25 protein-coding genes and 1 other annotated feature are annotated in these 20,160 nt (G+C 44.3%); of the genes, 1 reads left to right on the top strand and 24 read right to left on the bottom strand.

Annotated elements, in window-relative coordinates; translation table 11 throughout:
* The 10 genes from tgt to BTO28_RS06335 all read right to left on the bottom strand — a co-directional run bounded on the left by tgt (position 1) and on the right by BTO28_RS06335 (position 9,359).
* The gene (tgt, locus tag BTO28_RS06380; protein WP_076764700.1) at positions 1-1,140 is read right to left on the bottom strand and encodes a tRNA guanosine(34) transglycosylase Tgt; all 1,140 of its coding nucleotides are present in this window, start codon (positions 1,138-1,140) and stop codon (positions 1-3) included.
* Positions 1,127-2,185, bottom strand: coding sequence for a tRNA preQ1(34) S-adenosylmethionine ribosyltransferase-isomerase QueA (gene queA, locus BTO28_RS06375; RefSeq protein WP_076764699.1), 1,059 nt, complete (start codon positions 2,183-2,185; stop codon positions 1,127-1,129). The genes tgt and queA overlap by 14 nt, the downstream gene beginning before the upstream one ends.
* A gap of 14 nt (positions 2,186-2,199) precedes the next feature.
* Positions 2,200-2,406 carry a DUF2905 domain-containing protein gene (locus tag BTO28_RS06370; protein WP_076764698.1) on the bottom strand — a complete coding sequence of 69 codons (207 nt, stop codon included), beginning with the start codon at positions 2,404-2,406 and terminating at the stop codon, positions 2,200-2,202.
* A complete protein-coding gene (gene ruvB, locus BTO28_RS06365) occupies positions 2,403-3,407 on the bottom strand; it encodes a Holliday junction branch migration DNA helicase RuvB (RefSeq protein ID WP_076764697.1) in 1,005 nt (334 codons plus the stop codon). The genes BTO28_RS06370 and ruvB overlap by 4 nt, the downstream gene beginning before the upstream one ends.
* Before the next feature lie 15 nt (positions 3,408-3,422).
* Positions 3,423-4,034, bottom strand: a complete 612-nt coding sequence (ruvA, locus tag BTO28_RS06360) for a Holliday junction branch migration protein RuvA (RefSeq protein ID WP_076764696.1) — start codon at positions 4,032-4,034, stop codon at positions 3,423-3,425.
* 80 nt (positions 4,035-4,114) lie between these two features.
* The gene (locus tag BTO28_RS06355) at positions 4,115-4,921 is read right to left on the bottom strand and encodes a uroporphyrinogen-III synthase (RefSeq protein ID WP_076764881.1); all 807 of its coding nucleotides are present in this window, start codon (positions 4,919-4,921) and stop codon (positions 4,115-4,117) included.
* A gap of 100 nt (positions 4,922-5,021) precedes the next feature.
* Entirely contained in the window at positions 5,022-6,899 is a 1,878-nt protein-coding gene (locus BTO28_RS06350; RefSeq protein ID WP_076764695.1) for a PTS fructose transporter subunit IIABC, read from the bottom strand.
* Positions 6,896-7,825, bottom strand: a complete 930-nt coding sequence (pfkB, locus tag BTO28_RS06345; protein WP_076764694.1) for a 1-phosphofructokinase — start codon at positions 7,823-7,825, stop codon at positions 6,896-6,898. Before pfkB ends, BTO28_RS06350 begins: the two co-directional genes overlap by 4 nt.
* On the bottom strand, positions 7,822-8,574 hold the full coding sequence (locus BTO28_RS06340; RefSeq protein WP_076764880.1) for a DeoR/GlpR family DNA-binding transcription regulator: 753 nt from the start codon (positions 8,572-8,574) through the stop codon (positions 7,822-7,824). The genes pfkB and BTO28_RS06340 overlap by 4 nt, the downstream gene beginning before the upstream one ends.
* Before the next feature lie 194 nt (positions 8,575-8,768).
* Positions 8,769-9,359 (bottom strand): LysM peptidoglycan-binding domain-containing protein, encoded by a 591-nt coding sequence (locus BTO28_RS06335; RefSeq protein ID WP_076764693.1) that lies wholly within the window; start codon positions 9,357-9,359, stop codon positions 8,769-8,771.
* A gap of 240 nt (positions 9,360-9,599) precedes the next feature.
* Between BTO28_RS06335 and BTO28_RS06330 the strand changes: the two genes are divergently transcribed.
* Positions 9,600-10,133, top strand: coding sequence for a transcription repressor NadR (locus BTO28_RS06330; RefSeq protein ID WP_076764692.1), 534 nt, complete (start codon positions 9,600-9,602; stop codon positions 10,131-10,133).
* Positions 10,134-10,222: 89 nt separating this feature from the next.
* On the opposite strand, the gene pheA is transcribed toward BTO28_RS06330, so the two are convergent.
* From pheA to BTO28_RS06260, 14 genes are all read right to left on the bottom strand, one after another.
* Entirely contained in the window at positions 10,223-11,092 is an 870-nt protein-coding gene (pheA, locus tag BTO28_RS06325) for a prephenate dehydratase (RefSeq protein ID WP_076764691.1), read from the bottom strand.
* A 29-nt stretch (positions 11,093-11,121) separates the two neighbouring features.
* Entirely contained in the window at positions 11,122-11,583 is a 462-nt protein-coding gene (locus tag BTO28_RS06320) for an ACT domain-containing protein (protein WP_076764690.1), read from the bottom strand.
* 28 nt (positions 11,584-11,611) lie between these two features.
* Positions 11,612-12,901, bottom strand: a complete 1,290-nt coding sequence (gene obgE / locus BTO28_RS06315; RefSeq protein WP_076764689.1) for a GTPase ObgE — start codon at positions 12,899-12,901, stop codon at positions 11,612-11,614.
* A 15-nt stretch (positions 12,902-12,916) separates the two neighbouring features.
* Positions 12,917-13,453 carry a Spo0B domain-containing protein gene (locus tag BTO28_RS06310; protein ID WP_144289453.1) on the bottom strand — a complete coding sequence of 179 codons (537 nt, stop codon included), beginning with the start codon at positions 13,451-13,453 and terminating at the stop codon, positions 12,917-12,919.
* A gap of 156 nt (positions 13,454-13,609) precedes the next feature.
* Positions 13,610-13,894: a 50S ribosomal protein L27 gene (gene rpmA / locus BTO28_RS06305; RefSeq protein WP_076764687.1), complete on the bottom strand. Its 285-nt coding sequence runs from the start codon at positions 13,892-13,894 to the stop codon at positions 13,610-13,612.
* Between the two features lie 13 nt (positions 13,895-13,907).
* Positions 13,908-14,237, bottom strand: coding sequence for a ribosomal-processing cysteine protease Prp (locus tag BTO28_RS06300; protein ID WP_076764686.1), 330 nt, complete (start codon positions 14,235-14,237; stop codon positions 13,908-13,910).
* A gap of 12 nt (positions 14,238-14,249) precedes the next feature.
* Positions 14,250-14,558 (bottom strand): 50S ribosomal protein L21, encoded by a 309-nt coding sequence (gene rplU, locus BTO28_RS06295; protein ID WP_076764685.1) that lies wholly within the window; start codon positions 14,556-14,558, stop codon positions 14,250-14,252.
* 12 nt (positions 14,559-14,570) lie between these two features.
* Positions 14,571-14,644: a sequence feature (ribosomal protein L21 leader region), on the bottom strand.
* A gap of 44 nt (positions 14,645-14,688) precedes the next feature.
* Complete coding sequence (locus BTO28_RS06290; RefSeq protein ID WP_076764684.1) at positions 14,689-15,507, bottom strand: site-2 protease family protein; 819 nt, start codon at positions 15,505-15,507, stop codon at positions 14,689-14,691.
* Positions 15,497-15,943: a hypothetical protein gene (locus BTO28_RS06285; protein ID WP_076764683.1), complete on the bottom strand. Its 447-nt coding sequence runs from the start codon at positions 15,941-15,943 to the stop codon at positions 15,497-15,499. The genes BTO28_RS06290 and BTO28_RS06285 overlap by 11 nt, the downstream gene beginning before the upstream one ends.
* An 83-nt stretch (positions 15,944-16,026) precedes the next feature.
* On the bottom strand, positions 16,027-16,833 hold the full coding sequence (minD, locus tag BTO28_RS06280) for a septum site-determining protein MinD (protein ID WP_076764682.1): 807 nt from the start codon (positions 16,831-16,833) through the stop codon (positions 16,027-16,029).
* Position 16,834: 1 nt separating this feature from the next.
* Positions 16,835-17,512, bottom strand: a complete 678-nt coding sequence (minC, locus tag BTO28_RS06275; RefSeq protein WP_076764681.1) for a septum site-determining protein MinC — start codon at positions 17,510-17,512, stop codon at positions 16,835-16,837.
* A 67-nt stretch (positions 17,513-17,579) separates the two neighbouring features.
* Positions 17,580-18,092: a rod shape-determining protein MreD gene (mreD, locus tag BTO28_RS06270; protein ID WP_076764680.1), complete on the bottom strand. Its 513-nt coding sequence runs from the start codon at positions 18,090-18,092 to the stop codon at positions 17,580-17,582.
* On the bottom strand, positions 18,089-18,982 hold the full coding sequence (mreC, locus tag BTO28_RS06265; RefSeq protein WP_076764679.1) for a rod shape-determining protein MreC: 894 nt from the start codon (positions 18,980-18,982) through the stop codon (positions 18,089-18,091). The genes mreD and mreC overlap by 4 nt, the downstream gene beginning before the upstream one ends.
* Positions 18,983-19,082: 100 nt before the next feature.
* Positions 19,083-20,093 (bottom strand): rod shape-determining protein, encoded by a 1,011-nt coding sequence (locus BTO28_RS06260; RefSeq protein WP_076764678.1) that lies wholly within the window; start codon positions 20,091-20,093, stop codon positions 19,083-19,085.
* Between the last annotated feature and the right edge of the window lie 67 nt (positions 20,094-20,160).

Raw genomic sequence — 20,160 nt, 5'->3', positions numbered from 1 at the left:
TCAAAAGTTTTTTGCATCCGGACGGTTGAACCCGTATTGCTCAAAGAACTCCTCGCGGAAATCACCAAGCCGGTCCTCTCGGATCGCTTGACGTACGTTTTCCATTAATTTTATCAGAAAATGAAGATTATGATAAGTCGTAAGTCTAATTCCAAACGTTTCATTACAATGAAGCAAATGACGAATATATGCACGGGAATAATTTTTGCATGTATAGCAATCACAGTTTTCATCAAGCGGACCAAAATCACGCGCATATTTTGCATTTTTGACGACAAGGCGTCCTTCACTAGTCATTAATGTTCCGTTTCTTGCTATGCGCGTCGGCAATACGCAGTCAAACATGTCAACTCCGCGCATAGCACCATCGATAAGAGAATCAGGGGAACCTACGCCCATTAAATAACGCGGCTTATCTGCAGGCAAATGCGGTGTTGTAAAATCAAGCACACGGTTCATCACATCTTTCGGCTCACCAACGGAAAGACCACCGATTGCATATCCAGGAAAATCAAGTGACACAAGGTCTTTTGCACTTTGACGGCGCAATTCCTCATACTCGCCGCCCTGTACTATGCCGAACAATCCCTGATCTTCTGGTCTTTTATGTGCAGCAAGACAACGTTCGGCCCAGCGCGATGTCCGTTCAACGGATTTTTTCATATATTCATATTCAGCCGGATACGGAGGACATTCATCAAAAGCCATCATAATATCTGAACCAAGTGCATTCTGTATTTCCATTGCTTTTTCAGGCGACAAAAATAACTTATCGCCATTAAGATGATTGCGGAAATGAACACCTTCTTCTTCAATTTTTCTAAATTCACTTAATGAAAACACCTGAAAACCGCCTGAATCGGTTAAAATAGCGCCATCCCAGTTCATGAATTTATGGAGGCCGCCTGCTTCCTGCACAATATCATGACCCGGACGGAGCCACAAATGGTACGTATTGCTGAGCAAAATATTCGCGCCCATTTGCTTAATATCTTCCGGTGACATTGTTTTTACCGTTGCAAGTGTTCCGACGGGCATAAAAACAGGAGTTTCAAAACTGCCGTGAGGCGTATGGACTCGACCAAGCCGCGCACCTGTCTGCTTACACGTTTTAATTAATTCATATTTAATGGCTGACATTGTCAAGACCGCCTTTCAAATCAATAATTAGCATCGCATCTCCAAAACTAAAAAAACGGTATTTCTCTTTCACAGCTTCGGAATATGCCTCGAGAACTTCTTTCTGCCCCGCAAGTGCACTGATTAACATAATAAGTGTTGATTTTGGCAGATGAAAATTCGTAATCATCCCGTCAATTGCACCGAATTTAAAACCCGGATAAATAAAAATATCCGTCCATCCGCTCGATGCTTTTACTGCACCATGATCCCGTGCAGCCGTTTCAAGCGTACGGACCGATGTTGTCCCGACGGCAATGACGCGGCCTCCATTATCTTTCGTTTCACGAATTGCCTCTGCTGTTCGTTCTGAAATGGTGTAGTATTCAGCATGCATATCATGGTCTTCTACCGAATCAACAGAAACAGGACGGAAGGTTCCAAGACCAACATGAAGTGTAATAAATTCAACACGGACTCCGCGTTCTTTGAGCTCCATAAGCAGCTGCTCTGTAAAATGAAGACCTGCTGTCGGTGCAGCGGCGGAACCCCGTTCTTTTGCATACACCGTTTGATAACGGTCTTTTTCTTCGAGCTGTTCTTTAATATATGGAGGCAGCGGCATTTCACCAAGCTCATCAAGCACTTCGTAAAAAATGCCTTCATATTCAAAGCGAAGCATACGGCCGCCGTGTTCCTTTTCAGCTGTACATACGGCTCTCAGCTTGCCATCGCCAAATGAAATAATGCTTCCTTCTTTAATACGCTTCGCCGGTTTCACAAGCGTTTCCCATTCATCTTCTTTTCCCTGCTTTAAAAGGAGCACTTCAATATTGGCACCCGTATCTTCTTTCACACCATAAAGACGGGCCGGCAGCACTTTCGTGTTATTTAACACAAGCAAGTCACCTTGCTGCAAATAGTTGACGATATGTTTAAACACCTCGTGGCGAATGTCGCCAGTTTCTTTATCAAGAATCATCATGCGGCTTTCTGCACGTTCTTTTAATGGAGTTTGTGCTATGAGTTCTTCCGGCAAGTCAAAATCAAAATCTTCTACTTTCATCTTCACACCTCTATTTATTTCCATTTTCCAATTACATAAAAAATAAGCGACAGCACAATACTTGCAACGATTGACGTTACAATTGGAAAATAAAAAGTCGCATTTTCTTTTTTTATGACAATATCTCCGGGCAGACGGCCTAGTTTTGTAAACTGCATGAAAAAGCCAAGAACAAGGAGTACTGCCCCAATAATCATTAATAGTTTACCCATTCCTGTCATGAAGTTGGCACCTCCAGATGAAAATGTTCATATGCAGCAGGCAGCGCGATCCTTCCGCGAGGGGTCCGCTGAAGAAAGCCAATTTGCAATAAGTATGGTTCATACACATCTTCAATTGTTGTCGATTCTTCCCCAATACTTGCAGCAAGTGTCTCAAGACCAACCGGACCGCCCTTAAAACGGCCAAGAATTGTCGTTAACAGCTTATGGTCAATATGATCAAGTCCAAGCCGATCAACTTGTAAAAGTTCCAGGGCTTCATTTGCTTTGTCAATCGTAATGTCTCCATTGCCGCGCACTTCTGCATAGTCACGTACACGTTTTAACAAACGGTTCGCAATACGGGGTGTCCCCCGTGACCTGCGTGCCAGTTCTTCCGCTCCTCGCGCATCTATTTTTGTGCCAAAAATGTCAGCCGTTCGTAAAACCACTTCAGTCAGCTGCTCCGTAGAGTAATATTCAAGCCGAGAGTGAACACCAAACCTGTCCCGAAGAGGCGCTGACAAAGAACCCGCGCGCGTCGTTGCTCCAATTAACGTAAATGGGGGCAAATCGAGTCGGACAGACCGTGCTTCGGGTCCTTTCCCAATAACAATATCAAGACAAAAGTCCTCCATCGCCGGGTATAATACTTCTTCAATTGAACGAGGCAAACGGTGGATTTCATCAATAAATAGCACATCCCCGGGTGCCAGCGCTGTTAAAACCGCAGCGAGATCCCCTGGCCTTTCAATGGCCGGTCCCGATGTCGTCCGGAATCCCGCTCCCATTTCATTCGCAATAACAGCTGCCATTGTCGTTTTTCCAAGTCCAGGCGGTCCATATAACAACACATGATCAAGCGTTTCTTCCCTTTTTAAAGCCGCTTCAATAAAAATTGACAGGTTTTGCTTCACTTGATCTTGTCCAATATATTGATTCAGTGTCTTCGGCCGGAGCGACTGTTCTTCAAACCGTTCATCTTCTCCTGCACCGACTGAGATCACACGATTATCTCCCAAACAAGCTCCCTCCTTTTATCCGAGCAGCAGCTGCAGACCTTTTCGAATGTATTCATCTGTTGACATCTTCTCTTCCTTTTCAAGGCGTCCGTTTATACGTTTAATTTCCCGTGCTGAATAACCGAGCGCTTCAAGTGCCAAAAGAGCTTCTTCAAGAGCAGCATTTCCAGATGGGGCGGCCGGTTCGTTCTCTGTTTGAAATAATCCGGAAAGTGGCTCTGGTGAAACTTCATCCAGCTTTCCTTTTAAGTCCAAAATCATTTGACGGGCAGTTTTTTTGCCGATGCCCGGGAACTTGATTAAGTATGCTTCATCTTCACGGTCAATCGCACCGACAACATGAGATGGCTCGCCTGAAGCAAGCACAGCAAGAGCGCCTTTCGGACCGATACCAGATACACTGATTAATTTTTCAAACAGCCGCTTTTCTTCCAACGTCATAAAGCCAAATAAAAGCTGTGCATCTTCCCTTACATGATGATACACATAGATTGTCACATTTGTTTGTTCATATTTTGAAAATGCAAAGGGGTTTGGCGTTAACAGCCGGTACCCGATTCCATTATTTTCGACCACGATATATTCCGGTCCAATGAAAGTAATAATCCCTTTTACGTATTCGTACAAATTGTCCGCTCCTTTAACACGATTCGTTCATTGTATCATACCATAAGTGCCCCGAGAACGAAACGCTTGTTCCCTAATCGTTAGGTAGCTTTAAAATATTCATCAACTGCTACAACAAGCGCGCCCATTCGCTCGTGTTCCGGTGACACAACTCGGATAACACCATGTTCATTCAATGTTCCGGTTGTCACTTTTCCAACTGAACCGGCAACTACTTTTTCATTAAATGCGTTAGCGAGATCAGCAGTTAAATCACGGACCGAAGCCTCCTGAAACAATACGCGCACTTGTGGTGATGCGGTAAAAAGCACCCCTTTAACATTACCGGCAATCACTTCGTCTACAAGTTGTGACACGACATAGGGCTGTGGAACGGTCGTTTTATAAGGCAGGACGTAAGATATGGATACCCCTTTTTCTTCCAGCCAGTTTTCAAGCGCCGGCACATGCTCCCCGTGCAGCTGCAGGAAAATATTTTTGTCGTTTATGTCCTGATCTTTAAGTGCGGACATTAATCCGGCGTTCGTACCGTCTCCGTCCACTACCTCCGGCTCAAAACCGTACTTTTTCAAAGCCTGCACTGTTTTATAACCACGGCTGGCGATCCGTGACTGACCAATTACCTGTTTAAATTCCTTGATAAGTCCCAGTGATTCCGCTGCTTCAAATAACACAGTTGTGCCTATGCCAGTCGTAAAAATACTCCAATCCACACCTTGTCGAACAACTGTTTCAATTGCTGATTTCATTTCGTCCGGTGAACATTTCACTGTCTCCTGCAACGGGCGCTCAAGCGGAATACCACCCTTTTTTTGAACCATTGTGCACATTTCTCCCATTTTTCTGGAACCAGCAATCGCTATTCGCTTATTCGTTAAGTTTCCCATGACGTCTCCCCGTTTCTCTTTTCCTTTAATACTATCTTTTTCAATAATGTTTTTCCATAAAAAAAGACGGTTCAACTAATGTCGAACCGCCTCGCTGTCATTACTTAAGTGGTTTTTTCAGGACGCCAAGCAGTACAGCTGTAACAGCAGCACCGGCAAGAACTGCTAAAAGATAAAGAAGAGGGTTGCCTTCCACGAGCGGGATAACAAAAACTCCGCCATGTGGTGCCCGAAGCCCGATTCCAAATGCCATTGCAAGCGCACCCGCAACCGCTGAACCGGCAATTGCAGCCGGAATGACACGCGCCGGGTCCTTCGCCGCGAAAGGAATTGCTCCTTCCGTAATGAAGGACGCGCCCATAATAAAGTTGGTTTTTCCTGCATCCCGTTCTTGCTGTGTAAATCTTGATTTAAAGAACACAGTTGCTAAAGCGATTCCAAGCGGCGGTACCATCCCACCTGCCATAATAGCCGCATGCGGTGCATAGTTCCCGGCTTCAATCATCGCAATTCCAAATGTAAACGCTGCTTTATTAACAGGTCCACCCATGTCAACTGCCATCATACCGCCAAGAACTAAACCAAGAAGAACAAGGTTGCCTGTACCCATATTGCCAAGAACTGTTCCAAGCCATTCATTCAAACTGCCAACTGGCCCATTAATCACATAAATCATCGTCACCCCGGTAAGGAATATGCCTAAGACTGGATAGATCAATACCGGCTTAATGCCATCAAGTGACTGTGGAAGACCGCTAAATAATTTCTTCAACCCGACAACAATATATCCTGCGAGGAAACCGGCAATTAATCCGCCAAGGAAACCTGAACCCCCTGTTGCCGCCAGCATTCCGCCAATCATACCGGGAGCAAGCCCGGGACGATCCGCAATACTCATTGCAATGAAACCGGCTAAAATTGGCACCATTAGCCCAAATGCTGTTCCGCCGCCAATATCCATTAATGCTTTGGCAAATGCATTATAGGACGGATCATCTGGTTTTACCGCATCAATACCAAAGGCGAAGGAAAGAGCGATCAAAATACCGCCGCCGACAACGAATGGAAGCATTGCTGATACACCGCTCATTAAGTGTTTATAGAAAGCGCTCCCCGCTGTACTTCCTCCTGACGCATCAGATGACGAGGCAGCATTTCCTCCACCTTCAAACACTGGTGCATCTTGATTCACCGCGCGCTCAAGAAGTCCATCCGGATTGCGAATACCTTGTGCAACAGGCACTTGAATTACATGCTTTCCTTTAAAGCGGTCCATATCCACTTGCTTGTCCGCCGCAACGATAATCGCGGTTGCGTTGGCAATGTCTTCTTCTGTCAATGCATTTTTCACGCCACTTGACCCGTTTGTTTCAACTTTAAAGTTAAGCCCTTTTTCTTTGGCTTTTGCTTTAAGCGCATCTGCGGCCATGTACGTATGGGCAATACCTGTCGGGCACGCCGTTACCGCCAGAACAGTCGGTCCTACAGTATTTTCAGGTTTTGATGTATCTTCCTCGACCGGTGCGCCTTCACGTGATTCAAAAGCTTGAACGATGTCATTTTCTGATTGTGCATTCATCAATACTTCCCGGAATGCAGGGTCCATTAAGAAAGAAGAAAGGCTTGATAATGTTTCAAGGTGCGCTTCGTTTGCGCCATCTGGAGCCGCGATCATAAAGAACAGATTCGCTGGCTGGCCATCAAGTGACTCATAGTCAATCCCATTGATGGAACGGCCAAATGCGACGGCCGGTGTCTTTACGGCGTCTGTCTTCGCATGTGGAATCGCGATCCCTTCTCCAACACCAGTAGTACTTTGTGCTTCGCGCGCTAAAATGGCTTCTTTAAAAGCAGCAAGGTCATTCAAACGTCCTGCTTGATCCAATTTCGCTGCAAGTTCATCTATAACAGAGGCTTTATCTGAAGATTTGAGACTCATGATAATCGTATCTTTTTTGAGCAAATCGGTGATTTTCATTGTGTATCCTCCTGTTCTACTTTTACTACTTTCACGCGGCTATATACATCTTCCACTTCTTCCTTCGTACATAAATCATCTGAAAAGGCCGTTGCACTTCCTGCTGCAACCGCCCAGTGAAAAGCCTCATGAGGAGCGAGTCCGGAATCAATTTTCGCCATAAATGCAGCAACCATAGAATCACCGGCTCCAACTGTGTTTTTGACCGTTCCTTTTGGCGGTGAAGCAAAGTAAACGGAATCCCGGTTAACAAAAACCGCTCCTTCGCCGCCCATAGATACGATGACATTTTCCGTACCGCCATCAACTAATTTTTTGGCAATCCCCGCTGCTTCCTCTTTCGTATTGACCTCTGTATGAAAGAGTTCACTTAACTCATGATGATTAGGTTTAATAAAAAAAGGACGATAAGGCAGCAGTGCCTTCAAAGCAGCGCCGCTCGTATCCACAACGACGCGTGCCCTTTTTTTTCGTGCAGTTTCAATGAGCGTGCCGGCATAATCCGCCGGCAAAGAGGAAGGGACACTACCACCAATATGAAGCCAGTCACGTTCTGTTAATTCAGCCGTTACTTGCACAAGACGATTGGCATCTTCTTCTGAAATAACCGGGGCAGGACCATTAATTTCTGTTTCTGTACCTGATTTTAATTTCACGTTAATACGTGTTGTCCCATTAACGGATGTAAATCGGTGGAAAACACCTTCCCGATCCAGTTCACTTTTTATAAATTCACCAGTAAATCCTCCAGCAAATCCGATCGCGCACGTATTGCTCCCCAGGCGCTTCAACAAACGCGAAACATTGATGCCTTTTCCACCTGCATAAAGGTCTGCATTATCCGAACGGTTTAAACCGCCTGCTTGAAAATTCTCAACCCGTATGACATAGTCGACAGCTGGATTTAACGTACAAGTATATATCATGTTAATGCCTCCTTGATGTCCGTTTTCTCTTCGAACATCCGTCTTAAATTATCAGTTATTTTGCCTGTCACTATTATTGCTTTATCCAATTCCGTTATATGAGCAAACGTGCTTTCCTGAAATTTAGATGCATCGGCCACGAAAAATGACTGCTGAGCACGTTTAAAGGCTTCTTTTTTGACAGCTGCTTCTTCAGGATCCGGTGTCGTATAGCCGGCCGTAAGATGAATACCGTTTACACCGAGAAAAGCTTTGTCAAACCAGTACTGCTGCAATCCATGAACCGCCCCTGTACCGGTCATCGCTTTCGTTGACTCTTTCAGCCTGCCCCCAGTGCAGTATGCTTCAAATCCATATTCAGCGAGCAATCGTAAATGATCAAATCCATTCGTTACAGCGACTATATTTTTCGCTTGAATAAATGGAATCATCGATAATGTTGTTGTACCTGCATCAATAAATAGGCAATCATTGTCTTCAATGAGGGAGGCAGCAAGACGTCCAGCTGCACGTTTTTCTTCTGAAAATAAGTTTGTTTTTTCATCCATTGTCGGTTCTGTTCGTTTACGTGATACTTTTGCTGCTCCGCCGTGAACACGCCTTAAAAGTTCAGCGTTTTCTAAATCGGTCAAATCACGGCGGATCGTAGATTCTGATGCACCAGTTACTTCCGTCAGTTCATGAATTTTAACCACTTCTTTTTCTTTTAAAAGATTCAGGATTATCACGTGGCGTTCTTCCGTCAACACTGCTTTCATCCCTCCTATTCTTTTTTTATACCCCTATTATACAACCGCTTTCATTTAAAAACAATCATTTTCAATCACCATATTTCAAAATCAATCACAAACAATCATACTCCCCCCAATGGAGGTTTATATTTAATAAAATCAAGACTGATTTAATGCCAAAAAAGACGTGCCTTTTCAGCACGTCTTCTTGCTTATTTATGACAGCATGGGCATTGCGGCTTCATGTGGGGCCATGCATGTTCTTTCATTTCTTCTGCCTCTTCTTCTCTCTCAGCTTCCACTTCAGGCATATAAGGCATCATGTGATGCATTGGATAGGGCACCGGACAAGGAATTGGATAAAAAAAGCAAGGAATTTGATGAATTGGCATCATCATCATCTCATGTTCAACTGGAGTAGGGGCTGGTACTGGCTGGGTCATCCACTGTTCCGGCATCGCTTCTTGTTCTTGCATTGGCGGTAACTGTATTGGAGGTGGCTGCATTGGAGGTACTGGCATCGGTCTTTCTTTCATCTCTTTCATCTCTTTCTCTTTCATTTCTCCCATTTCTTCCATCTCCATTTCCATGTTTGGTGGGTAAGGCACCGGTTTTTTATCTGCATACGGATGGTCACTGATCTTGTGTCCAGCAGAATCAGGCAATTTAATTTTCATGCCAGGCACAATCATTTCTGGATTGGCGAGGTGAGCATTTAACTTTTTCACTTCTTCAACCGAAACTCTGTGCTTTTCAGAAATCGACTGGAGTGTGTCGCCTCGCTGCACAATATGGATTTTCATCATTTCCCTCCTTAATGAGCATTCAACATATTGTATGCGCCCACTTCACCCTTGTTCCGAAAAAAATTCAATTCATGCAACAAGCAAGCTAGACAAATAGGCATACACGTACAAAGTGTAACGATTTCCTTATAAAATGGAGTCATTCTCAGTATTTCCCGGGAAAAGTTTCAACTGACAGCGCACTCGCATGTTTCCAATCAAGCAGATATGTTATGATAAATTGTGGAGGGATTAAGCATGACAGATAAAAAGAAACTGTCTGGCGAGGAGCGGCGTGAACTTCTTTTAAAGTGGCTTCAAAATGAAAAAAAGCCACTAACCGGAAGCGAGCTTGCTGAAAAAGCACGTGTAAGCCGGCAAGTGATCGTTGGGGATATGACGTTACTGAAAGCCCGCGGTATCCCGGTCATGGCGACGAGCCAGGGATATGTGTATTTGCCGAAGCACGATAGAGAAGGGTTTGAACGAGTTGTTGCTTGTATACATCCGCCAGAGATGGCCGAAAAAGAACTGCTTCTCCTTGTGGATCTTGGTATCCTAGTAAAAGACGTAAAAATTGAACATTCTGTTTATGGGGATTTGACGGCCTCCATTATGGTTTCGAATCGGAAAGAAGTTCATCGTTTTTTAGACCGTATTCAGGAAACAAACGCAGCATATTTATCCGAATTAACGGGCGGTGTCCATTTGCACACAATTTCGGCAAAAGATGAATCCGCATTGGATGAAGCAGAGCAAGCTTTGCAGGATGCTGGCTTTTTGCTAGAGTAGCGATCAAATCAGGATTTGTGTTCAAAAAAATCCTGCCTATAATAGACAGGATTTGAAGCGTTTCGGCTGCCTCGGTCAGGCAGTCTTTTTTATACTTTATTTTTAGCTTGTCCCACTTCATAACCGTAATAACTGCCGAGTACCTGCACGGTGCATCCAAGTGCTTCCATTTCAGCGAATGCGCCTGGAACAAGAACGTCATCGATGCGCTGTGCGACATCAATGATGAAAAAATAGTTGCCAAGCCCGGTTTTCAGCGGTCTTGATTCGATTTTTCCAAGGTTTAAATTTCTCCAGGCAAACGTCGCCAGTACTTGGTGAAGTGTACCCGGGCGATCTGTCGGCAATGTTACAACAATCGTCGTTTTTCCACCCGTTTTTGGCAAAGGAAACGTTAATTCTTCATGTGTTTTCGATAAAACAAGAAAACGTGTATGATTAAAATTAAAATCATGGATATCCGCCTGGACCGTGACAAGACCATATTCTTTTGCCGATAAGGAATTCGCAATGGCTGCTATACACTGCTCTGGATGTTCACTCACATATTTTGCTGCAGCAGCTGTTGACGTCATTTGCTGGGATGGAACACCATAAAATTCGCTACTTAGAAATTTATGGCACTGTGCAATCGCATGAGGATGCGAAAGTATACGTACGGCGTCTTTCCAGTGCTCTGCGTGATCGGGATGCACGAGTAAATGCTGCTGAATCGGCGCCGTTAGTTCACCGACAATGGTCAAATTGGCTTCGTGAAATAGATGATCAATTGTCATATTCACTGTGCCTTCAAGCGCATTTTCAATCGGGACGACAGCCAGATCCGCTTTTTCTTCCAATACAAAATCCATACATTCTGGAATTGTTACACATGGAATGCGTTCATCTTCCGGAAACGCATCCGAAACAGCAATATCAGTAAAGGTCGCTGCAGGTCCTAAAAAAGCAATTTTCCTCAAACCATTCACTCCAGTCTCTTTAAAACAGGTCAAGCACCCGATCCGAGCACTTCCACCGTATCGACAAATTCAAGTTTTTTCAACCGGGCTAGTAGTTCATCGAGCCCCACTTTCATATCTGTTACATTTAAAGACAGCGTTACGTTCGCACGTCCCTGCAGTGGAATCGTCTGATGAATCGTCAGTACATTCCCGCCGCAGCCGGCTACAACCGCCAGCAATTCAGATAGGGTTCCGGACCGGTCTTCCAGATGAAAAAACAGCGTAATGATCCGCTCTTTGACAATCGTGTGAAAAGGAAACACTGTGTCTCGATATTTATAAAAAGCACTCCGGCTCAAATCGACTTTCTGAACCGCTTCCCATACTGAATCTGCTTTTTTACGCTCAATTAATTCTTTCGCATCTAGCGTTTTTTTCATCGCTTCCGGAAGAACATCTTCGCGAACGAGATAAAATTTTTCATTCTGCTCTTTCTTTCCCACGTCCATCCCCCATTTTCCAAACCGCCATTAGCCGTTATTCAACAAACTCAAACTCATAATCTAGAAGACGTACTACATCTCCATTCTCTGCTCCGCGTTCGCGAAGCGCCTCATCGACACCCATCGAACGGAGCTGACGAGCAAACCGTCGAATTGACGCTTCTCTCGTAAAGTCTGTCATTTTAAACAACTTTTCAATTTTGCTTCCTGTCAACTCGAATGCGCCATCCGGACCGCGTGAAATAACAAATTCCGCCGCTTGCTTCTCATGACGGTACATCACTCGGTTTACAGATAGATCTTCCTCTTCGTGGTCAAGCGGAAATTCCGGTGTCTCAGCTACTTTATCCGCAATTGCAAACAACAAATCCCGCAGACCACTTTGTGTTAAGGCAGATACCGGAAATATCACCGCATCTTTATCAATTTGCTTCTTAAATTCTTCCAAATTCTTTTCCGCTTCCGGCATGTCCATCTTATTTGCAACAATAATCTCTGGACGCTCCGTCAAACGAAGATTATATTCTTTCAATTCATTATTGATTGTGACGTAATCCTCATACGGATCCCGCCCTTCCATCCCTGACATATCCAGTACATGAACAATGACACGCGTCCGCTCAATATGACGCAAAAATTGGTGGCCCAGTCCCGTTCCTTCATGTGCTCCTTCTATAAGTCCCGGCAAGTCAGCCATAACGAAACTGCGGCCATCTTCCGTTTCTACCATGCCAAGATTCGGCACGAGCGTTGTAAAGTGGTATGCCGCGATTTTTGGTTTCGCTGCTGTTACAACGGATAACAATGTTGATTTTCCGACACTCGGGAACCCGACAAGACCAACGTCGGCAAGGAGTTTTAATTCCAGTGTAATATTTCTCTCAATACCAGGCTCACCGTTTTCAGAAATTTCCGGTGCTGGATTCGCTGGTGTTGCAAAGCGGCTGTTACCTCGTCCGCCGCGTCCACCGCGGGCAATAATCGCCTGCTGTCCGTGCTCGACTAAATCAGCAATCACTTCCCCTGTCTCATCATCTGTTACGACCGTACCAGGGGGCACTTTGACGATCATATCTTTCGCGTTTTTCCCATGCATATTTTTGCTCATCCCATGCTCCCCACGGGGTGCTTTAAAATGACGCTGATAACGGAAGTCCATCAGCGTGCGCAGACCTTCTTCCACTTCAAATACTACATTCGCGCCATTGCCGCCATCACCACCGGCCGGACCGCCATTTGGCACATACTTTTCACGACGGAATGCAACCATTCCATTTCCGCCGTCGCCGCCTTTTACATATATTTTGACCTGATCTACAAACATATTGTTTATTTCCTCCTAAAAATTCACTTCCATTAGTATATCCTGATCGCCCAATTTCATGACCCTCCCGCTAACTGAATCAGGCTGAAGCAATTTCTCGATCCGTTCGATCAATAAGGATTTGCCGAAAAGCTCGCCATCCCACTCAATCCGCACCATCAGGCGGCCATCTTTTTCACCAAAACCAGCATATAAATATTGGCCGCTGTAATCTGAAATATGCCGGTCAAACAGCGAAAATAATGCTTGAAAAAAACGGACTGCTACTTCGTCGTCCACTTTCTCAATGATGATTTCATCCTCTATCTCAAATTCGAGAAAAAATTTGTGTTTCTCCCAATTAAATGTAATAAACATCTCCGCCATCCCCGGCATGCCAAGATTGCATAGTTTCGATTCCTGTACAGCTTTCACAATAATATGATCTGCTGCACGGGCAGCCTCATCAATTTTATTTAATGCAAGCAAGCCTTTTACTAGCTGCATGTCGTTCATCCAGTCATGCCGCGCATGACGGAGTGCTTCTATGACGGTCCAATCTTTTTCTTTCACCTGATAATACGCACCTCCTGGGCCCAAACAACGAATTCCTTTCTGTTAGTATAGCAGAAAAATTTACAGTTTGAACGTGAAAGATAGCTGTATGTGCATAAAAAAGGAGGCGCTCCGAAAGTTTACCTTTCAGAACACCTCCATTTTGTCTTCTGCTTATTGAGCAGCAGGATAAACACTTACTTTTTTACGATCGCGTCCAACGCGCTCGAAACGAACAATACCGTCCACTTTCGCGAACAATGTATCATCTCCACCACGGCCTACGTTTTCACCCGGGTGAATTTTTGTACCGCGTTGACGGTAAAGGATAGATCCACCTGTTACGAATTGACCATCAGCACGTTTAGCGCCAAGACGCTTCGACTCAGAGTCACGTCCGTTCTTTGTAGAACCTACCCCTTTTTTGGATGCGAAAAACTGAATATCCAATTTCAACATGTGTTTTCACCTCCTATAGGAAGTTTATTTGAATATACTGTCCGTACTCCCGTTCAATCGTCTGCAATGAAACGATCATGCCTTCTAGAAGAAGCTGCACCTGTTCCCGCTTATCAGCCGGCAAACCATCAGGAATGCGGCATGTGAGCAGACCACCGTCCCCCTGATTGATATCAGGAGTAACGTCTGTAAGTGCGATTATTGCATTCAGCGAACCGAATGAAACACAGGATGCACCAGCACAGACGAGGTCTTTGCCTTTTTCATCGAATTCAGCATGTCCTTCCATTGTAAACGATGAAATAAATCCGGATTGATCTTTTTCGACGTTTACATAAATCATCGGATCATCGCCTTATGCGTTGATTTTTTCAATGATTACTTTTGTGTAAGGCTGACGGTGTCCTTGCTTTCTGCGGTAGTTTTTCTTCGCTTTAAATTTGAAAACGATGATTTTCTTCGCGCGTCCTTGCTTTTCAACCTTTGCCGTTACAGTTGCGCCTTCTACGACTGGGCTTCCAACTTTTACGTTGTCGCCGCCTACGAAAAGAACTTTATCAAAAGTGACAGAGTCACCATCAGCTGCGTTCAATTTTTCAACGTAGATTGCTTGACCTTCTTCAACCTTGATCTGCTTGCCGCCTGTTTCAATAATTGCGTACATTTCTGCACCTCCCTGTTTACTCAGACTCGCCACGTACCAGGTGATCCGAAGATGCTTAAACCTGCTGTGTGCGGTTGTAGCACGGGTGCTACAAACAACATATGAATTCTATCACTTTCAAACTGACATGTCAATCGTCATTTTTAAAGACTTCACCCACTGATTGTTTCCCCTGAAAAAAACTATTTAATATTTGGTTTTCTGTTACATCCTCTTCTCCGTCTACAATGAAAAAATGAGTCCGGTTACGCCGAAATCTGCGAACCGTTGCGAGAAGGGTCTGTCGTCTATCTAAATGAAGACACAACATTCGAAGCTGCACTGGTTCGTAAAAGCGGGAGGTCAAAAACCGAATGAACATATACTCTTTTTCTTTCCACATCCTCAACAGCTGAACCGTTATATAGGAAACAGTCAGGAGTAATTGCAAGTAAAATGGAAGAAAACATACCGCAGCTCCCAGCAAACAGACAAGCCAGAAAAATGAAATGTGGATAGCCAGCCGGTAGGCATAATAATAAGGACGGATAAATGATAAAAAAAGGAGTATCATTTTCCCTCCATCAAGTGGCAGGACCGGGAGTAAATTAAACAAAAAAATTAAAACATTCAACTGGAAAAATAACGAATAAACAGCCTGTTCAATAATCCCTGCATGGAAAAGACAAAGTGCTGCTGCCGCTAATGGAATATGCATAAACGGACCAGAAAGAACAACAACCCACTCTTCAATGAGAGGCCTGCCGGAGTGTTCACTCGTTTCCAATTTCCCTCCGAAGGGCAGAAGTTCCACTTTTACAATACGCCATCCATAGATTTTTGCAGCAGCAGCATGACCGAGTTCGTGAACGAGAACAATCGTTAATAAACAAAGTGCTTCTGCAAACATTCCGACTGCCGCAGCCACAGCTCCCATCAGCCATGTAAGCGGATGAATACTAATCAACATCCTCTGTTCCCATCCGTTTTTTTGAGATAACCTGTCCATCTTTTCGTATCCAAATATACACGTATTCCTCCGCTGGCTGGCCGATTGTCGCCCCAGCTTCTATTTTTTCAAATAGCCGAAAATCGTCTACATATACTCCTTTGATTTCCGTTTCATTCCCGTCTCTATGCTGTAACATAATCGAATGATCGTCCCGATTGATTCGTACAACCATTCCCTCTCTTTCTGCTTTTACCCCGTGTGACACGTTTGCAGGAGTTGCTTCATCATAGTTTCTCTGGATTGAAGGCAGAAATGTTCCGAGATGATATTCATAAATATAAGCTGTTCGTGCAAATGTAAAATCACCAGTAAATACCTGAATGACTGCCGGCTGATCCCGATTTACATAGACAAAAAAATATAGAAGTGCTGCCGCAGCTATTTTCCCCTTCACCAATATGCCTCCCGCTTTTTTCTATCTATATGCAGGGGCAAAACTAAATACGAAAAAAACCGCTTCAATAAGCGGCTTTTTTGCTATCGGCCCATACCGATAAATTTCTTGAATTTCGAAATAAACGTTTCTTTTTCTGGATCCAGCTGCTGCAATGGGACAGATTCGCCTAAAATACGGCGTGCAATATTACGATAAGCAATGGATGCACGGTTATTAGGATTGTGCGCCACAGGTTCACCATTATGCGATGATTTAATGACTTCATCATCATCGGCAACAATGCCAATCAATTCTATTGACAAGTGAGCCGCAACTTCATCGACATCAAGCATATCGCCTTCCTTCACCATGTGATTGCGAATTCGGTTCACAATCAGCTTAGGCGGCGCCATCCCTTCTTCTTTTTCTAGAAGACCAATCACCCGGTCTGCATCACGAACGGATGACTTCTCCGGTGTCGTCACAACAATTGCCCGATCTGCGCCGGCAACTGCATTTTTATAGCCCTGTTCAATACCGGCCGGACAATCTATTAAAATGTAATCATAATCCTGCTTTAATTCATCAATCAATTTTTTCATTTGCTCCGGCGCAACGGCTGACTTATCTGTTGTCTGAGCTGCCGGCAGCAAATAAAGCAGATCATTAAAGCGCTTGTCTTTTACGAGGGCCTGATGTGTTTTGCAGCGCCCTTCGACAACATCAACCAGATCGTAAATAATCCGGTTTTCGAGTCCCATCACAACATCGAGATTGCGAAGACCGATATCTGTATCTACGAGGCACACTTTCTTTTCCTGCAGCGCAAGCGCTGTTCCTAGATTGGCCGTTGTTGTCGTTTTACCGACACCACCTTTTCCGGAAGTAATGACGATTGCTTCACCCACTTCAAAAGCCCCCTTTAAACGTCGATATATCAGGCCGCAAATACTTTAATACTTGCAGTCTATCAATTACAATTTGATTCTCATCATTAATAAAAGCGCATTCAGACTCTGTTATTTCTTCTTCATCATAACGGTCTGGTGCTCTGTTTAAATAGCTGCTGATCCGAAGCTGGGACGGCATCATTTTCGCAGCTGTAATGACCGCCTGATCATTGCCGTAACAGCCGGCATGTGCAACGCCTTTTAACGCACCTGCCACATAAATACTGCCTCCTGCCATTACTTTGCCGCCTGGGTTTACATCACCGATTAACAAAAGATCACCCGGAACTTCCAGCACTTGACCGGAACGAATCCGGCCAGCGTATGAAACAATTTCATTTTCTTCTTTCCAGCGCACAGCTTCGTCTATAGTCAAAACATTCGATTTAATCTCTTCGACGACAAGATGGCGTCGCTGGCGTATTAGACTTTTCAACGTTTCTTTTTCTTCTTCTGTTATGTAACGGTTACCGGTCTGCACGGATACAGTAATAAGTGTATCCTGTCCGTCTTTCGTTACTGCATCAAGCTTTTCTGTTAATTCTTCTATTAATTCATTATACGCGCATTTATCATTTAATTGAAGAGTCAGACCGTCTTTCGTCCCTTTAATGACTACGTTTTGTCCTGTTTTCATTGAAAGTATCCCACCTCTGTACGTCTCTTTATTCGACAAGACGGTGCTCATTTCCTTTTTTAAAGGATCAGCCGAATATGATTTTAAATTTTTGAAAAGCATTTCGGAGCGGAATGGCGAACAGGATATAACATAGTGCATTTAACGCAAGTGTCGGCCAGAGCCGTATCATGACAAATTGCTCAAATGAAGCTTCTGTTCGCTGAACAAGCACATTCAGTCCGTAAATCATCATTTCTAACAGCGCAATGTCAAAAAGCACAATTATGAAAAAAATAAAGAGCGTGCTTTGCAGCCATTTTGTTAATTTTGACGTGACGTAGACGATCAGCGGCAGGAAAAACATATAAGCACCCAGCAAGCCTGTGTAAAACATATCAAACAAAAAACCGAATAATAAGCCATATTTAACCGCCGTATTACGGTCAAAGAAGACTGACATAAATAAAAGTCCAATTAAAAAGAACCGTGGTACGGGCACATACGCTCCGTTAAAAGCATTTTCAGAAAAGAAGGTCATAAAGACGCTGTCACTGTAAAAAAGTACAATCATTAAGAGAGGAAGAAGTCCTTTTTTCACGGCCCTTCCTCCTCAATTACTACTTGCTGTCGGTCTTCTTCTTCTGGAAGAACCTTCGTCATAGCGCGTTTAGACACCATCACATGTTCAAGATCATAGAAACTGGCCGCTGGTTGAACGAGCGCTGTCTGTGTTAACCCGAATTCGTCCGGTACAAGATCTGTCACTTTCCCGATAACAAGCCCTTTCGGAAAAACTCCTCCCAGTCCAGAAGTGATGACGCTCTGTCCTTTTTTAACTTTCGAATCAGAAGGGATCTTCGTCATTTTCAGCATCTTTTTCTCTTCATCATATCCTTCAATCAGCCCGTAAACGGCAGTATCCGCCTGGATAAGTGCAGACACTCGGTTTTGCGCATCATGCGCCGATAACAGCTGAACCGTAGAGGTGAATTTCGATGTGCTTTTCACCTTGCCAACAAGTCCATCAGCTGTCATGACAGCCATATCTGGTTCAATCCCGTTTGATTCTCCTTGATCAATCGTAATTAATTCATACCAGCGATCGGGATTTCTGGCAATCACTGTGGCCTGCACCGGCTCATAATCTGATAAACTTTCTTCTTTTTCAAGCACTTTCCGAAGTTCGGCATTATCTTTTTCCAGTCTGGCAACATCGCTTTCAAGCTGCGCAAGTTCAGCCAAATGCACCCGCAGTTTTTCGTTTTCTTCATATGTATTCCGCAATCGGCGGACGTCATCAAAAAACTCTTCTACTGCGCCGGCCGGTTTCGATACGATATTTTGTCCAAAGCCGGTCACATCTTTTACAAATTTCTCCGGCCATGTAATATTAGCGCGATCGCGAAGGGAAAAACCAATCAATGCCACAAGGATAATGATGCTGCCGAGCAAAATAATTAAACGCTTGTTCGTGAAAAATTGCGGCATGAATTCCACCTCAGTTTAATAAGCATTCAAAACGTTAAGGCAGGTTCAATTCGCACCGGCAAAACCGGCGCGGAGAACCGGCCTCTTAAAGAAAATTAATTTATTTGTTTTTAAATAGATGAATATGATCAAGCGCAAGACCAGTACCGACGGCCACACAGTCAAGCGGATTTTCGGCAATAATAACCGGCATATTTGTCTCTTTGCTGATTACTTTGTCGAGATTGCGGAGAAGAGCACCTCCACCAGTTAAAACAATACCGCGGTCCATAATATCCGCCGCCAGTTCCGGAGGTGTTTTCTCCAACGTTCCTTTCACTGTATCGACAATGGCATAAACTGTGTCTCTCAATGCATCAGCAATTTCCTGCGCTGTAATTTCTATTGTTTTCGGAAGACCTGTCAACAAGTCGCGTCCACGAATTTCCATGTTCGGGATATCACTAGACTCCCCAGCTGAACCAATTTCCATTTTTATCGTTTCTGCTGTACGGTCGCCAATTAGCAAGTTATACTGCTTTCGAATGTATGCAATGATCGCGTCGTCCATTTCATCACCGGCAATGCGGAGTGATTCACTTGTGACGATTCCGCCAAGTGAAATAATCGCAACTTCTGTTGTACCACCGCCAATATCAACAACCATGCTTCCTGTCGGTTCCCAAACCGGAAGATTCGCTCCAATCGCTGCTGCAAATGGTTCTTCAATCGGATAAGCATCCCGTGCACCGGCCTGACGTGTCGCATCAATAACTGCACGTCGTTCCACTGCAGTAATGCCTGATGGTACGCATACCATCACATACGGCTTACTTGAAAGAAAACCGGATGAGCCTTTTGTTGCCTGCTTAATATAATATTTTATCATTGTCGCAGTCGTTTCATAGTCTGCAATAACGCCATCTTTCATCGGACGGGTTGCAATAATATTGCCTGGCGTTCTTCCGATCATATTTCTCGCATCGTTTCCGACTGCGACAATTTGTTTCGTATCTGTCTGTAATGCGACAACGGAAGGTTCTCGAACAATAACCCCTTTGCCTTTCGCATAAACAAGTGTATTTGCTGTTCCAAGGTCAATGCCTAAATCACGGCTGCCAATTCCAAACATGTTGTGTATCTCCCTTTCCTAATTGGATCCTTTTTATCTTGATGAATTCATTGTTGATGGTTGTTAA

This window comes from Domibacillus epiphyticus, from assembly GCF_001975785.1.
Lineage (GTDB): Bacteria > Bacillota > Bacilli > Bacillales > Domibacillaceae > Domibacillus > Domibacillus epiphyticus.
This window is presented reverse-complemented; position numbering and strand designations above follow the sequence as displayed.